21 protein-coding genes are annotated in these 14,974 nt (G+C 69.6%); 19 read left to right on the top strand and 2 right to left on the bottom strand.

Features of this window, described 5'->3' with window-relative positions; translation table 11 throughout:
- Positions 1-117: 117 nt before the first annotated feature.
- The 8 genes from K7G59_RS32530 (at position 118) to K7G59_RS32565 (ending at position 4,156) form a co-directional block, all read left to right on the top strand.
- Complete coding sequence (locus K7G59_RS32530) at positions 118-384, top strand: hypothetical protein (protein ID WP_225840291.1); 267 nt, start codon at positions 118-120, stop codon at positions 382-384.
- A gap of 130 nt (positions 385-514) precedes the next feature.
- Entirely contained in the window at positions 515-709 is a 195-nt protein-coding gene (locus K7G59_RS32535; RefSeq protein WP_225840324.1) for a hypothetical protein, read from the top strand.
- Between the two features lie 159 nt (positions 710-868).
- On the top strand, positions 869-1,723 hold the full coding sequence (locus tag K7G59_RS32540) for a protein transporter Sec31 (protein ID WP_225840292.1): 855 nt from the start codon (positions 869-871) through the stop codon (positions 1,721-1,723).
- Positions 1,723-2,385, top strand: coding sequence for a hypothetical protein (locus tag K7G59_RS32545; protein WP_225840293.1), 663 nt, complete (start codon positions 1,723-1,725; stop codon positions 2,383-2,385). The genes K7G59_RS32540 and K7G59_RS32545 overlap by 1 nt, the downstream gene beginning before the upstream one ends.
- Entirely contained in the window at positions 2,385-2,897 is a 513-nt protein-coding gene (locus K7G59_RS32550) for a hypothetical protein (protein ID WP_225840294.1), read from the top strand. The genes K7G59_RS32545 and K7G59_RS32550 overlap by 1 nt, the downstream gene beginning before the upstream one ends.
- Positions 2,894-3,475: a hypothetical protein gene (locus K7G59_RS32555; RefSeq protein ID WP_225840295.1), complete on the top strand. Its 582-nt coding sequence runs from the start codon at positions 2,894-2,896 to the stop codon at positions 3,473-3,475. The genes K7G59_RS32550 and K7G59_RS32555 overlap by 4 nt, the downstream gene beginning before the upstream one ends.
- A 75-nt stretch (positions 3,476-3,550) precedes the next feature.
- Complete coding sequence (locus tag K7G59_RS32560) at positions 3,551-3,724, top strand: hypothetical protein (RefSeq protein WP_225840296.1); 174 nt, start codon at positions 3,551-3,553, stop codon at positions 3,722-3,724.
- 168 nt (positions 3,725-3,892) lie between these two features.
- Complete coding sequence (locus tag K7G59_RS32565) at positions 3,893-4,156, top strand: hypothetical protein (RefSeq protein ID WP_225840297.1); 264 nt, start codon at positions 3,893-3,895, stop codon at positions 4,154-4,156.
- Between the two features lie 52 nt (positions 4,157-4,208).
- On the opposite strand, the gene K7G59_RS32570 is transcribed toward K7G59_RS32565, so the two are convergent.
- A complete protein-coding gene (locus tag K7G59_RS32570; protein ID WP_225840298.1) occupies positions 4,209-4,676 on the bottom strand; it encodes a hypothetical protein in 468 nt (155 codons plus the stop codon).
- A gap of 166 nt (positions 4,677-4,842) precedes the next feature.
- On the bottom strand, positions 4,843-5,196 hold the full coding sequence (locus tag K7G59_RS32575; protein WP_225840299.1) for a ribbon-helix-helix domain-containing protein: 354 nt from the start codon (positions 5,194-5,196) through the stop codon (positions 4,843-4,845).
- A gap of 124 nt (positions 5,197-5,320) precedes the next feature.
- Between K7G59_RS32575 and K7G59_RS32580 the strand changes: the two genes are divergently transcribed.
- From K7G59_RS32580 to K7G59_RS32630, 11 genes are all read left to right on the top strand, one after another.
- Complete coding sequence (locus K7G59_RS32580) at positions 5,321-5,659, top strand: hypothetical protein (protein ID WP_225840300.1); 339 nt, start codon at positions 5,321-5,323, stop codon at positions 5,657-5,659.
- Positions 5,660-5,671: 12 nt separating this feature from the next.
- The gene (locus K7G59_RS32585; RefSeq protein ID WP_225840301.1) at positions 5,672-5,941 is read left to right on the top strand and encodes a hypothetical protein; all 270 of its coding nucleotides are present in this window, start codon (positions 5,672-5,674) and stop codon (positions 5,939-5,941) included.
- Positions 5,942-5,997: 56 nt separating this feature from the next.
- Positions 5,998-6,423, top strand: a complete 426-nt coding sequence (locus tag K7G59_RS32590) for a hypothetical protein (RefSeq protein ID WP_225840302.1) — start codon at positions 5,998-6,000, stop codon at positions 6,421-6,423.
- Positions 6,424-6,448: 25 nt separating this feature from the next.
- A complete protein-coding gene (locus K7G59_RS32595; RefSeq protein WP_225840303.1) occupies positions 6,449-6,697 on the top strand; it encodes a hypothetical protein in 249 nt (82 codons plus the stop codon).
- Between the two features lie 150 nt (positions 6,698-6,847).
- Positions 6,848-7,378: a hypothetical protein gene (locus K7G59_RS32600; protein ID WP_225840304.1), complete on the top strand. Its 531-nt coding sequence runs from the start codon at positions 6,848-6,850 to the stop codon at positions 7,376-7,378.
- Positions 7,362-8,858 (top strand): hypothetical protein, encoded by a 1,497-nt coding sequence (locus tag K7G59_RS32605; RefSeq protein ID WP_225840305.1) that lies wholly within the window; start codon positions 7,362-7,364, stop codon positions 8,856-8,858. The genes K7G59_RS32600 and K7G59_RS32605 overlap by 17 nt, the downstream gene beginning before the upstream one ends.
- A 199-nt stretch (positions 8,859-9,057) precedes the next feature.
- Positions 9,058-10,545, top strand: a complete 1,488-nt coding sequence (locus K7G59_RS32610; protein WP_225840306.1) for a phage portal protein — start codon at positions 9,058-9,060, stop codon at positions 10,543-10,545.
- Positions 10,542-11,582, top strand: coding sequence for a head maturation protease, ClpP-related (locus K7G59_RS32615; RefSeq protein ID WP_225840307.1), 1,041 nt, complete (start codon positions 10,542-10,544; stop codon positions 11,580-11,582). The genes K7G59_RS32610 and K7G59_RS32615 overlap by 4 nt, the downstream gene beginning before the upstream one ends.
- Before the next feature lie 11 nt (positions 11,583-11,593).
- The gene (locus K7G59_RS32620) at positions 11,594-12,946 is read left to right on the top strand and encodes a phage major capsid protein (RefSeq protein WP_225840308.1); all 1,353 of its coding nucleotides are present in this window, start codon (positions 11,594-11,596) and stop codon (positions 12,944-12,946) included.
- 96 nt (positions 12,947-13,042) lie between these two features.
- Positions 13,043-13,483 carry a hypothetical protein gene (locus K7G59_RS32625; RefSeq protein ID WP_225840309.1) on the top strand — a complete coding sequence of 147 codons (441 nt, stop codon included), beginning with the start codon at positions 13,043-13,045 and terminating at the stop codon, positions 13,481-13,483.
- Between the two features lie 427 nt (positions 13,484-13,910).
- Positions 13,911-14,972, top strand: coding sequence for a hypothetical protein (locus K7G59_RS32630; protein WP_225840310.1), 1,062 nt, complete (start codon positions 13,911-13,913; stop codon positions 14,970-14,972).
- Positions 14,973-14,974: the final 2 nt, after the last annotated feature.

The raw sequence follows: 14,974 nt of genomic DNA on the forward strand, positions 1-14,974 counted from the left end.
GACGTTGTAAAGAGGTTCCTGCCAGTCTGGCACTGCACCAACAACACGGCCCCGGACGGGAGTTCGCACCTCCCGCCGGGGCCAGCCATCCACCTGCCGTGAACAGGAGAGACAGCCGTGCCGCAGTCTACGAGCACGACCCAAGCACAGCCCAGCCCCCAAACCGAGCCGTGGCCCGACGGCGTCATCGCCCGCTACCTCACCGTCGCCGGCGCCACCTTCGACCTGAAGCAGGACGAGACCAGTCGCGGCTACGCCGACAGCGGCGACTGCAACGGATGCGGCCACCACATCGGATGGACCCGCGTCGACATCGCCCGCCAGGAAGCCCAGTCCCACGCCGAGCGTTGCCGCGCCCTGCCCCGCCCGCAGGTGACCACATGAGCTACCAAGGCCCCACCTGCACCAGCTGCGGAGGCGCCGGCGGCCACACCGAAACCACGCCCCAACCCGGCGGCGGACAGATCAGCGTATGGCGGCCCTGCACCAGCTGCGGCGGAAGGGGGCACGCCTGATGGGCCTCTTCACCCGCCGCGCGCAGACCACCCGCGCCTACCCGGCCGCCGGAATCACAGTCACCGGCCCCGCCGACCGGTTCCGCCGCGCCAAAACCACCAGCGCCCGCCGCGCCGCCACGCAAGGCCAAGCCTGGGAAGACCGCGACCGGCAGCAAGACCGCAAGGGCCGCTGGTACCGGCCCGCCCAATAAGGAGGACCCCATGCGCTGGCTCTACCTGCTCGCCATGGCCTGGCCGCTGATCCTCGGCGCTTACCTCCTCGGCCGCGCCCACTGACCCACCCAAGCCGCCGGCCTCCGCGAAACCGTTCCCCCACGGCGCGGAGGCCGGCACCTCTCCGGAGGAGCACCGTGAAAACCCGCAAGATCGAGCGGACCCGCCTCGTCCCCCACACCATCGACGGCAAGACCCGCATGGTCCCTGACGACGAGGTCATCGACATCCCCGTGCCGCCGCGGGACTGGGACCAGATCGCCCTCGGCGTCGTCACCGTGATCGTCACGGTCCTCGTCGTCGCGTGCGTGCTGTGGTCAACCGTGTCCGTCGGCGACCTGCTCTCACGGGTCGTCGTCGCCCCTGCGGCATTCGGCGCAGCAGCGGTGTTCGACCTGGCCTGGATCGCCCTCATGATCATCGAATGGCTGGCCCGCTACACCCCCACCCGCGCCAACAAAGCCCGCTACGGCGGCTGGATCGCCCTCGCCATCGCCATGGGCGCCGTCGGCACACACGGCTGGCTCGCCGGAGACGCCGCCACCGGCATCGTCGGCGCCGTCGTCTCCGGCCTCGCCAAGGGCACATGGACGATCCTCCTCGACTACCAAGCCGTCCCCCTCGACAAGCGCACCGCCGCATGGCTGGAACAGGAACTCGCTGAGGCCGGCGCCGAGCTGTCCCGTATGCCGGTCCGCCGCCGCGTGAATCGCGCGCACGCCCTTGTGGAAGCGGAGCGCCGCGCTCTCGAAGCGGCGGACCCCGGATCCGCGGATCCGGACCCGTCCGGACAGTCCGCGGACGATCCGGACGGCGACATCCTTCAGTTCCCGCTCGGCGGTGTGACCACCAAGGACGCAGTCCGGATCGCCTGGGACGCAGGCGTCCGCGACGAATCCGAAGTGATCCGCTACGTCGCCAAGGTCATGGGCAAGGCACCCTCCCCGGACACCGTCAGCCGCTACCTCCGCGCCCTGAAGGTGGCTGGCTGATGGGCGCGCAGCAGTTGCCCGAAGGCGACGAGCTGCGCGCCCGCGCCTACCTCCGCGCCCTACACGCCCGCCCCCTCGGCCACCAGGAGCCCACCATGTCCATCCCCGCACCCCGCCGACCCGTCACCCCTACCCGCGTCATCCCCGCCGGCGCCCCGCTCCCCGCACGCGCGCCCGAGCCCGGCGAGGCACCCCCGTGGCGGACACCCCCGCCCCCGCCCCCGCCCATACCGACGGATCCGGATCCGCTGCCCGGTCCGCGCGGTCCGGAACCGCGGACAGTCGAGGTCCGGCACGTCCACGAAATCCTCCTGACCAGCCCGGACCCCGATCCGAAGCCGGATCCACGCTGGTGGGAACACGCCTGGGAGGCGCTCGTCACCTGGCGCATGGTTGCCGCGATCCTCGCCGCACTCCTGCCATGGACGAACGGCCGCAGCCCCGTCGGCATCTGGGCGCACACCGTCCACCAGGCGCGCACCGAGGCCAGCATCGGCGCCGCCTACGTCATCGCCGGAGTCGCCCTCACCGCCGCATGGGCGCTGGACCGGCGCACCGGCCGGGCCGTGCCGCGCTTCCTGTTCGTCACCGCCCTGCTCGGCGCGCTCGGCGTCCTCGACTGGTTCGACCCGATCCTCGTACAGACCGGAGTACACCGCTGATGACCGGCACCACCACACTCACCCTCGGCGGTCTTCTCGCCGCGCTCCTCGTCCTCGTCGCCAACCTGCACCCCTGGTACAAGGGCGGCCGGGAAATGAAGCAACTCGCCCCCTTCGGGAAAGGCTTCGGCGCCGCCGCGTGTGCCGCAGCCTGCCCCGGCGGCATCCTCGGCTGGGCCCACACCCACACAGGCGCCGTCGCCAACGGCACAGGCGGGCGCGCCGGATCCGCCGCGACCGGAACAACCGCCAGCAGCGGACTGACCAGCGGACAGCTCGCCGGGCTGTCCGCGACCGGCGCCGTCGTGGTCGTCATCGCCGTGTTTCTCACCGTCCTCGCCTACAAGACGGCGGGCAAGGCGGACAAGCGGCGGATCGCCGGCGGATTCTTCGTCGGCTCCGTCCTGCTGCTCACTGCCGGGGTGGCCGGCGCCCTCGCGTGGCTGCCCGGCGCGCTCAACGGCGTCGGAGACAGCGTGGTGGCCGCGGTGCAGGGATCGGGGGTCCTGTGAGCCGCCTCGCCCGCCCCGCCGCGCGGCTTGCCACCGGCTCCGCCGCTGTCGCCCGCGGTCTCGGCGCGCGGCTTACCACCTGGGTCGCGCGCGGGCGCCGCCACGACCTGACCGGATGGCGGGCCGCGCTCGGCTGCTGGCTGCGACTCGTCAGTCTCATGCTCGGCGTGTACCTGCTGTGGCGGCTTGTCCGGGCCGTACCCGCCCTCATGTGGCTGCTATCCACCAGCTGGGCCATCGCCGCCTGGCGGTCCGGGCGTCGCGCCCCCACAGACGCCAAGGAAAAGGACACGGCAACCCCCGACGTGGACGCGGTCCGCACCCTGCTGCTGACCCTCATGGGGGACGGCTCCGGAGTACACCTGCGCACCGTCCTCGCCCACCTCCAAGAGCACGGCCACTGGGAGGACCGCACGGTCACCGATCTGCGCGCCCATCTGCAGCGCCTGGGCATCCCCCACGACCGCGGCGTGAAGGTGGCCGGTGTGCCGACGTGGGGGGTGCGCCGGAGGGACCTCGAAGCCCCTTCCCCGGCCGCCACCGAGGAGCCGTCTACCGCGCCATCTACCGCCGCCTGACCTGCACTTCTACCTGCCCGTCTCCCGCCATCTACCGGTGGATCTACCGCCCATCTCCCTGAGAGAGGAACCGACATGGACAAGCAGACCGCGATCGAGGAAGCCGCCCGCGAGGTACTCGCGCACGGCGGCCCGGACTGCCTCACCGACCCGAAGCAGGTGACCCGCGCCATGGTGCGCGCGCACGACCTTGGCGCCACCGAGGAGGACATCACGGCCGAGATGCGCCGCCAGCGCGGCAACGGCTGACGCCAGTTGACAGTCCTGTCAGACTGGGGGTGGCGAGTGTGCCGCGGCCCGCCGGGTCCCCCGTCCCGGCGGGCTTTCGCATGTCACAGTCCGGTGAAAGCGCCTTCACGCGGCCCGCACCGACGCGCATCATGCCTCCGAAGCCAGCCACCTGCCCCGGGGGGATCCATGCCCAGCTACAGCGACGTGCAGAAAGCCGTGAACGTCGAGAAGAGACGCCTCTGGTTCGCGTGGCTGGCCGGCGGGCTGATTCTGCTGTTCGTGGCGCGGGCGGTGTGGGTGTTCTCGCCGACGGGCGGGATGATCGCGGCCGTGGTCGCCCTGCTGCTGTTCGTGCTGCTGTCGGTGACTGCGTACCGCATGCACCAGGCGCTGAACCGGCGGGCGGATCGGGAGCGGCGTGAGGTGCTCGGCGACGACTACCCGGGCTGATCCCGGGACGTGCAGCGGCCCCGCTCCGGATCTCGTCCGGGCGGGGCCGTCGTCATGCAGTGAGCCGTGGGCCCGGCTCGGCGCCGCGTCGCCCCTGCCTGCTTGGGCCAAGCCATCCACGTGAGCGAGCGCGGGCAATCCAACTGCGGACAGTTTCCTCCGGGCGGTCAAACTCGGCAGCGAGCCGCTTCACGGCGCCGGGCGGCCGACCATGCGCGGTCTCCCGCAGGTACGCCTCGGCGACCTTCTTCAGCAGGTCGTCGGGTAGGGCCTGACGCCCTCGGCGCTGCGGCCCAACAGGCGCGGGCGGCGGGGGTTGCACGATCGGCCTGTCGATGGCCTGCTGGAGGACTTCACCGAGACGGAGTCTCCGCAACAGGTGGTTCATGTTGTGCTCTGTTGTGCAGGACACGGTGAGAGTGGTGATCACCGGCGCGCCACTGTTGTCCCGCTCGATGAACCCGGACACATGCACGTCGTCTTGGATGTCAGCCTCGAACGGGATGCGGCCGTCGCTCACGTGGACTCCTCATCCGGGCGCACCGGTAGCTTCAGCGCCCGCTCCGTGTCCGCCGCATCGCAACTGGCGCAGAGCATGCGGTGTTCGGCGGCAGTGCCAGCGTCGGACAGCCACCACTTGCCGGTCGGCTTCCCGCAGCGACGGCAGTCCGGGCCTTCGTCGTCGCTTATGCGCTCGTCTCCTCGCTGCTCGCCGGGCGCTCCGGCCATTGGTGGCGCGTTCCGTCGTCAGCGTGCCCGGTGTGTACGCCTGGGTGTCCGTGACCGCGTGAACAGCGGGCGACCCCGTGGTGCTCGGTTCGGTGCGCCGCGCCGCACATGCTGTCGGGGTCGCCGTTCGTTGCCGCGCGCTCGGCTGCTGCCCGCTCGCGTTCCTTCCTGGTGACGCGCTCGTGCATCAACTCAATGAGCACGTCGGACCGCGAGCGCCCCTCCTCGATCGTGGCGTCGAACTCTTTCAGCAGCTGCGGTGGCGGCCGGAACGAGATCGGCGGGGTCTGGCCGGTGCGTGGCCGGGCCATGGCTCCTCCTCGGGTGTCGTATTACAGAAACCAGCATCCATCTGCGCAAGCCCGTTGACAAGCCTCCCGCTCCGGGTGCATTCTCGTATTACAGAAACCGCACCGCAGTAGGGGGACAGTCGAGATGATCGCCGCCAACCGCACCCGCCGCGCCACCCTCAAGACCCGCCGCACCCAGCACCAGGCCGCCGCCCGCATCCGCCGCCAGGGCACCGCCACCCTCGCCACCCACTGCATCGCCGCCGGCCTCCCCATCCGCGAAGCCCGCTCGGTCGCCGGCAGCCTCCGGAAGAACGCGGCCAAGGCCAACGTCACCGGCACCCCCAGCGTCAGCTACACCCACGGCCGCGCCCGCCACTGCACCCGCTACACCCCGGCCGAGGTCGCCCGCATCGCCGTCATCTACCGCCCCCGCAAGCCCGCCTACCGCACCGCCGCTGCCAAGCTCGCGCTCGCGGCCTGAACGGAGAACGACATGACCACCCGCATCCCCCGGAACGCCAAGAAGGTTTTCTACGCCAACGAGACCGTCACGCGCGAAGACGGTACGAAGTTCGCTGGCCGTGAGCAGCGTTCCACCACCTTCCGGGAGGCCCGGAAGTTCCTGGACGACCTCGGGGCCCCAGGCAACGTGACGTGCTGGACGGCGGCGAGCAACCAGACCAGCGCATACGCAACCCGACACGCTGACGGTTCGTGGACGGCGTTGAACTGGTTCACGGGCACCTGGGAGCCCATCGACTGAGACCTCGCCGTTTGACCCCCGCCATACGCTCAACCCACCGCCGAAAGGAACCCGCCGTGATCAGCAAGTCGGGCCGCTACTGGTCCACCGGCATCACCGTCACCTACAGCCCGCTCGCCGAACGCATCCACGACGAGCCCTACGGCGGCTGGCACGCCAAACTCGACTACATGGACGACGGGTTCGCCGACAACGACCCCGACGCCGGACAGGTCTCCACCGAGGGCACGCTCCAGACCCGCTATCCGGTGCGCAACGCCAAGATCCGCAGCGGCCTGTCCATCGCTCTGAACACCCTGATCGCTGACGCCAAGCGGCTCGGCGTCGAGTTCATCGCGGCCGGACCCTACTCGGCGCCGTGGCTGTACTACCGGGGCGACGGCGAGGATGCCGAGTACCCGCCGCCGGACGGTTGGCGCGAAACCCTGGCCGCTGAAGCCCAGCGGATCGGGTTCCGGTCCTACGCCACGCCCGACGCCTGACCGCCCGACACGACAGGACGAACCCATGGACAAGCTCAACCCCGACGCCCTCGCAGAGTGCGGCTACGACCTCGACGACCGGCCCGAAGTGCAGCCCGTCACCGAAGCGATGATCTACCGGCACGTCACCGACGCGAACGAGCTTCCCCCGTACAGCGCCCGACCGTTCGCCGCCTGGCTCTACGAGGCGTGGAACGACTTCAACGAGGACGGGGACCAGACCAACGGCCAGGTCATCGAGGGCGCGCTCGCGGACTGGCGCGGCGGCGCCTGACCCCTGCATGGCCGAAGCCCCACCGTGACGCCCGGACACGGTGGGGCTTCTCCCTGCGCGCGCCCTCAGAGCCGCCACCCAGGTTGCACGCATCCGTACCATCAAAACACGCCAACCGTCATACGTATAACGACAAGAGGAGGGGACACCGTGGCCAACGGCAACCCCGCCCACAACCCCTACGGCCGCGACCACAAAGGCCAATACACCCGCACCATCGAACACGCCCAACGCGACGCCCACGCAGCCGAACTCCGCGCCCAAGGCCATACCTACCAGCAGATCGCCGACGAACTCGGCATCGAAAAAAGCGGCGCCATCCGCGCCGTCCGCCGCGCCATCCGCGACGCCTGCGCCGGCCCCGGCAAACAACTCGTCGACCTCGAAGTGCAGCGCCTGGAAGCGATGTACGACCAGGTCCTCGACATCCTCGAACGCGATCACCCCGTCGTCTCGCACGGTCGGATCGTCAAGGACGATGCCGGCATGCCGCTCGTGGACGACGAGATGAAGCTGAAGGCCATCGACCGGGCGCTTCGCACCCGGGAGAGCTTCCGCAAGCTGTTGGGTCTCGACGCGCCGTCCCGTGTCAGCGTCGAAGCTGAGCAGCTCGGCCGCGAGATCACCCGACTCCTCGACGCAGCTATGGACCCCGAGGACACCGGTGACGACGACACGTGACCACGTCGAGCAGCAGATTCAGCAGCTGGTGCGCGCTGGTGACACGAAGGCGCTGAAGCAGATCCGTGAGCAGTTGCAGACGAAGGTCGACCGCCGGAATCTGAAGCAGCGCACGCGTCTGTACCAGCACAACCCGACTGGCTGGGTTGAGGAGCGGCTCGGCCAGGTGGTGTGGTCGAAACAGCGCGAGATCATGCTGTCGGTGCGGGACCATCGGCGTACCGCCGTCCGGTCCTGCCACGGCGTCGGCAAATCCCACACAGCGTCCCTCGTGGCGTCCTGGTGGCTCGACACCCACCCCCCGGGTGAGGCATTCGTCGTCACCAGCGCGCCCACCTTCGCGCAGGTCCGCGCGATCCTCTGGCGGTACATCCGCCGCGTCCACCGCCGCGGCAAACTCGCAGGCCGGGTCAACCAGACCGAGTGGCACATGGAAGACGAACTCGTCGCGTTCGGCCGGAAGCCCGCCGACCACGACGAGAGCGCGTTCCAGGGCATCCACGCCCGCTATGTTTTGGTGATCTTGGACGAGGCGTGCGGCATCCCTGAGCAGCTGTGGGTGGCCGCGGACGCGCTGACCACGAACACGGACTGCCGGATCCTCGCGATCGGCAACCCGGACAACCCCGCCTCCCACTTCCGGAAGGTGTGCGTCCCCGGCTCGGGCTGGCACGTCATCGGCATCAGCGCCTTCGAGTCCCCGAACCTCACCGGCGAAGAGGTCCCCGACGATGTCGCGCAGGCCCTCGTGAGCCGCGGCTGGGTGGAGGAGAAAGCCACCGAGTGGGGCGAGGACAACCCCCTCTACAAGTCCAAGGTGCTCGGCGAGTTCTCCGAGGACGCCCCGAACAAGGTCGTCCGCGCGAGCGACGTGGCAAAGTGCCGCATCGACCCCGAGAAGCGCGCCACGGCCGCAGACCTGGAACCGGTCGAACTCGGCGTGGACGTCGGCGGCGGCGGAGACGAGACCGTCATCCGCGAGCGCCGCGGCCGGCGCGCCGGCCGGGAGTGGCGGGCCCATACGGACCGGCCGGAGAAGATCGCGCCCATGGTTGTGGCGGCCATCAAGGAGTCCGGGGCCACCGCGGTGAAGGTCGACTCGATCGGTGTGGGCTTCGGCGTGATCGGCGAGCTGAGGAACGCGGCCGGCCGTGGCGAGCACTCGGCGCGGATCGTCGGCGTGAACGTGGGCGAGAAGTCCAGCGCCCCGGACAAGTTCAAGAACCTCCGCGCGGAGATCTGGTGGGAGTTGGCCCGCGGCCTGTCGGAGCGGCAGGGCTGGGACCTGTCGCAGATGGAGAACGCCGACACCACGGTGGCCCAACTCCTTGAGCCGCTGTGGGAGGTCGACGCGCAGGGCCGGATCTTCGTCGAGCCGAAGGACGAGATCCGCAAGCGGCTCGGCAGGAGCCCCGACAATGCAGACGCGCTTTTGTTGGCTTTCTACAGTGGCGCACGGACGAGGGTGAGGTGGCTGTGACCAGCAGAAAGCCAGATTTCAGCAGGTGGGGGAAGGTGCTCCGCAAGATGGCGCCCGGATCGCTTGACACGGCTGGGATCATGTTGTTGTCGGGTTCCGCCATAATGTGGCATCCGGCCGTCGGCGTGGCCGTAGCAGGCATTGGGTGCTTCGTCCTGAACTGGCGGCTCTTCGGCGGCGAATAGGTGAGGGAGGGGCGTTGGCCAGAACCCTCCTCGGCGCGCTCCTCAACCGAGCCGCCACCGCCACCCAGACGCCCGTCCCATACGCCTCCCGCCACCAGAGCTACGGTCGCGGACTCTTCGGCTCCAACCGCGGCACCACCGCCCAACTGGGCGCCATGGGCTCCGTCGGCACCCTCTTCGCCATCGTCAACCGCACCGCCAAAGCTGAAGCCGGCGTCGAGTGGGGGCTCTACCGCAAGGCCAAGTCGGGGAAGAAGGAAGACCGAGTACAGGTCACGTCGCATGCGGCGCTGGACCTGTGGAACCGGCCCAACCCCTTCTACACGCAGAGCGTGTTCGTGGAGACGGGCGCGCAGCACAAGCAGCTGACCGGCGAGCAGTGGTGGGTGATCGCCCGCAACGAGCGCGTGAACCTGCCACTTGAGCTGTGGCCCGTCCGCCCGGACCGCATGACCCCCGTTCCGGACCCGGACACCTTCCTCGCCGGGTACATGTACACGTCGCCGGATGGACAACAGGTCGCGCTCCGCAAGGAGGACGTGATCCTCATACGGACGCCGCACCCGACGGACCCGTACCGGGGTATCGGCCCGGTGCAGGCGCTCCTCACCGACCTCGACGCCGTCCGCTACTCCGCCGAGTGGAACCGGAACTTCTTCCTCAACTCGGCCGAGCCGGGCGGCATCATCGAGGTGCCCAACAGCCTCGGCGACGCCGAGTTCGACGAGCTGCGTGACCGGTGGAACGAGCAGCACAAGGGCGTTGCGAACGCGCACAGGGTGGCCATCCTCGAACACGGCAAGTGGGTCGACCGGAAGTACACGCAGACCGACATGCAGTTCGTCGAACTGCGCAACGTCTCCCGCGAACTTATCCACGAGGCATTCGGGTTCCCCCGCCACATGACCGGCGCCGTCGAGAACGTCAACCGTGCCAACGGAGACGCCGGCGAGAGAATGTTCGCCCGGTGGATCCTCGTCCCCGACCTCGAAGCCGTCCGCGACGCCCTCAATCACCAGCTGCTGCCCTTGTACGGGCCGACCGCGGAAGGGCTGGAGTTCGACTTCGTCAACCCGGTCCCCGAGGACATCGACAAGGACGCTACACAGCTCACCTCCCGCGCGAACGCCGCGAATCTGCTCGTGCAGGCCGGGTTCGACCCCGCGGGCACGCTGTCGGCTGTCGGCCTGCCGGAGATCGCCTACTCGGGCCCCCCTGCCGCGCCGGTTCCGGCCAGCCCGGTGGCCTCGTGGGCCGACACCGTGGCGGGCCTGCTCGGTGAGGACATCGAGAACGCGCAGCGATGGGTGGCGGTCGCGCACCTTGACGACAACACCTGCCAGCCGTGCCGGGACAACGACGGCCAGACCTACAAGAACCGTGCCGCAGCTTACGCGGACTACCCGGGCGGCAAGGGCTACGTGCACTGCATTGGGGCGGAGTACGGCAACGAGTGCCGGTGCGTCGTCCGTAAGCGCCGGAAGTCGGAGGACGAGGAATGATCACACTGCCCTCCAAGATCGCCTCTTTCGCCGCTGCACAGCGCGACAAGGCGGAGAAGTTGCGCGCGCAGCACGGCATCGAGGCGCAGCCCTGGTACCGCATCACCAACGCCGCGGACGACGAGGCCGAGGTGATGTTGTACGACGAGATCGGCGGATGGCTCGGCGCGACCGCCGACCAGTTCATCGCCGATCTGAAGAACGTCACGGCGCCGCGGATGCGGGTCCGAGTCAACTCGCCTGGTGGCAGCGTGTTCGAAGGCATCGCCATCGCCAACGCATTGAGGTCTCACCCGGCGAACGTCACCGTGCAGGTCGACGGGATCGCCGCGTCCATCGCGTCCGTCATCGCGATGTCCGGGGACCGGGTTGAGATGGGCCCGAACACGATGATGATGATCCACGACGCGTCCGGCCTGTGTGTGGGCAACGCCGCGGACATGGCAGAGATGAGCGACCTCCTCAACCTCATCAGCGACAACATCGCCGACGCCTACGCAGCCCGCGCAGGCGGCACCCGTGCTGAGTGGCGGGCCCGCATGAAGGCGGAGACCTGGTACCTCCCCGAGGACGCCGTCGAGGCAGGACTGGCCGACGAGGCCACCACCACACCCAAGAGCGGCACCCCCGTCGCTGAGCCGGACGAAGACGAGCCGGACATGGCCCGCGCCTACGACCTCACCGCCTACGGCTACCACGGCCCCCGCGCCTCAAAGGACGAGGAACTGGCGCTGGAATCCCACACGCTCAGCGAGGACATCCGCTCCCTCGTCGGCGAGGAGGTCGCGGCGCAACTCCGCGCGGCCGTTACCCCGACCGCCGGGGACACGACTCCGACCGAGTCCGCACCCGGCCCCGAGGCGCCCTCCGACGAGCCGGCCGAACCCCAGCCGGAGCCCGAGGCGCCGGCCGCCGAGCCCGTAGACGAGTGGGCGGCGCTCACCGCCCGCCTGATCCCGGACGACACCGATGACTGGTCGGCGCTCGTCTCCCATCTGATCGAGCCCGACACGTCGTCCAGCGCGGCGACGGCCTGAAGGAGGCAACTGTGGCACCCACGATGACCATCCCGCGCAACGCCGACGAACTGGCGGAGATGCTCGCGGACGGCGCGAAGCTGAAGGAGGTCATGGCCTCCCGTGAGTCCCTGACCGAGTTCATCACCGCCTACGGCGAGGCCCTCCAGGGCGAGGGCACCGACCTGAACCGCCTGGTGGCCGAGGAGACCCAGCGAGTGTTCGCGCAGATGATGCGCGAAAACGGCATGAACGGCGACAAGGACGCCATCAAGCGCCTCAACCTGGACCCGCAGGCCAAGCGCGGCGGCATGCTCACCAGCCACAAGCAGGGCACCGCCTACAACCCCACCGCCCCGGGCGCGGCCGTCGACCAGCACTTCGAGAACTCCATCGACTACGTCCGCAACATCTGGCACAAGAACACGCGCGCGGACGCCGACAAGCTGGACGCGCTCCGCAACGCCGCGTCCTCGGTGTCCCCCTCCGACGGCGGGTTCCTCGTCCCGGAGACCCTGCGCAGCCAGCTGCTTCAGCTGGCCCTGGAACAGGCGGTTGTCCGGCCGCTCGCCACGGTCGTCCCGATGGATTCGGCGCGCGTCCCGTTCCCGATGATCGACACCACGACGAACGCGGGCTCCGTGTTCGGCGGCATGGTCGCCTACTGGGGTGAGGAAGGCGCCGCCCTCCAGGACTCCAACCCGAAGTTTGGCAGGGTCGTCCTCGACGCGAAGAAGCTGACGGGTCTGTCTGCGGTCCCGAACGAGCTGCTGCAGGACTCCATCACCTCGTTCTCCGCGCTCATCGAGACCCTGTGGCCGAAGGCCCTGGCCTTCGAGGAGGACAACAAGTTCCAGTCCGGATCCGGCACCGGCGAGCCCCTCGGCTTCCGCGGCGCAGGCAACCCGGCCGCGGTCACCGTGTCCCGCCAGACCGCCAGCAAGATCCAGTACGTGGACGTCATCGGCATGTACGCCCGCATGCTCCCGTCGTCGCTGTCCAACGCGGTGTGGATGTGCGCCCCGGACGCACTGCCGCAGCTGCTGCAGCTGTCCCTCACCGTCGGCACCGGCGGCAACAGCGTGTTCGTCGTCAACGCCGCCGCCGGAATGCCCATGAGCATCTTCGGACGGCCGCTGATCATCACCGAGAGGGGCAGCCAGCTCGGCTCCCGCGGCGACCTCGCGTTCGTCGACCTCTCGTACTACCTCGTCGGTGACCGGCAGATCATGACCGCGGACTCGTCGACCGACTTCAACTTCGGCAGCGACAAGACCACGTTCCGCATCATCCAGCGCGTCGACGGCCGTCCGTGGATCCAGTCGGCGATCACCCCGCAGAACGGTTCCAGCAGCACGCTGTCGCCGTTCGTCGAACTCCTCTAACACCCCCGGTCGCCGCCGGCATTCACACCCCGGCGGCGGCCACTACCGGGCCGGCAGTGTCGCCCCGGACCCGCTCATCAGACGAAAGGACACGAGATGTCTCAGAAGGGCCTCGGTCGTATCTGCAACACCACCCCGGCAGCGGACGGCGTGTGGATCGCCCTCAAGGGCGCGGCGGCCGGCGTGACGTTCTCCTGCTACCTGGCCGGTGCGGTCGGGGACACGTACACGCTGCAGGAGGCGAAGGACTCCGCGGGCACCGGCGCGCAGAACCTCGCGATCATCTCCGAGTACTGGACGAACACGGGCAACGGGTCGGACGCGTGGACCCGGCGGACACAGACGGCGGCGGCCACTGTGGTGACGGCTGCGGCTGCCACGCAGAACGCCATGGTGTGCGAGGTCGAGGGCACGTCGCTGTCGGACGGCTACAAGTACGTGAAGCTCACCTCGACCGGTGCGGGCACGGTCAACGCGCTCACCCGTGACCTGCTCGCGCAGCGCGCCCCGGCGAACCTTCCGGCGACGGGTGCCTGATGGCTGTGTGGACGTGCGCCGACTGCACGGCCGACTACGCGGTGGGCCTCCCGGAGTGCCCGCAGTGTGGGTCGGTGGTGCGGGTCGACGAGCGGCCCCTGCCGAAGGAGGAGGGAGCAGACATGGCGAAGATCACCGTTCACGGGGGTGCCACGAACGCCGCCGCCGACGCGGAAACGGGTGAGGACGTATCAGCTGGTACCAGCTCCTCGACATCATCCGAGAAGGCCGAGAACTCGCCGAAGCAGAGCGGCAGCGAGGGCCCATCGCGTGCCCGAACGACGGGGAACCGCTCCGGGAAGGACCGGACGGGCAAGGGCTCTACTGCCCGTGGGACGGGTGGCGACCGGACGGCCGCCACGTCGGAGACCAGATCCGCTGACGAGTAGCCCCCGCCCGAACGATGCCCGAGAGGAGGTGATGAGAGATGACGACACCGTGGTACGCGACCCGCGAGGAGATCAAAGCGGAACTCGACGTGCGTGAAACGGCGCGTTCCAACGCCCGGATCGACCGCGCACTCGCCGACGCCACCGAGGCCGTGCACGGGCTCCTGCACCGCAGGTTCTTCCCAGAGCTGGCCACGCGGTTCTTTGACTGGCCACCCCGCACGGGGATGACCCCGTGGGTCCTGCGGCTGGATGACAACGAACTGATCTCGCTCACCTCCGTCACCTCCGGCGGCGTCACCCTGGACCCGGCCGCCTACTTCCTGCGCCGCGCCGACAACCACGACGAACCCCCCTACACGCGCGTCGAGATCAACCTCTCCAGCAACGCCACGTTCGGCGGCGGCAACACCTACCAGCGCGACATCGCGCTCTACGGCCTGTACGGCCACCGCAACGACGAGACACAGACAGGCGCCACCGTCGAGGCCCTCGACACCAGCGAAACCGGTATCGACGTGGACGCAGCCACCTCCGCATCCGTTGGTGTCGGCTCCCTGCTCCGCATCGACTCCGAGCGGGTCATCGTCACCGGCCGGGCCCAGCTCGACACCGGACAGACCCTCGGCGGCGGCGGGCTGACCAACCAGAACAACGCCGTCACCGTGCCGGTCGGCTCCGGCGCGGCATTCGCGGCCGGCGAGACGATCCTGATCGACGCTGAGCGGATGCGGGTCGATGACATCGCAGGCAACACGCTGATCGTGACCCGCGCGTGGGACGGCTCCACCATCGCCGCCCACACGGCCGGGGCCACGATCTACGCCCCGCGGACCCTGACCGTGACGCGCGGCGCACTCGGAACCACCGCCGCAACGCACACCTCTGGTGCCGCCGTGTACCGGTGGGACGCTCCCGGCCCGGTCCGACAACTGTGCATTGCTGAGGCCCTCACCGACCTTCTGCAGGGGCGGTCCGGGTACGCGCGCACGGCTGGCAGCGGTGAGAACGAGCGGGAGGCATCCGGCCGCGGCCTCGCCGACCTGCGTGCCCGCGTCTACATGAGCCACGGCCGCAAGGCCCGAATGAGGAGCGTGTAGCC

The sequence above is a fragment of the Streptomyces sp. NK08204 genome (assembly GCF_020400585.1).
In the GTDB taxonomy this organism is placed as follows: Bacteria; Actinomycetota; Actinomycetes; order Streptomycetales; family Streptomycetaceae; genus Streptomyces.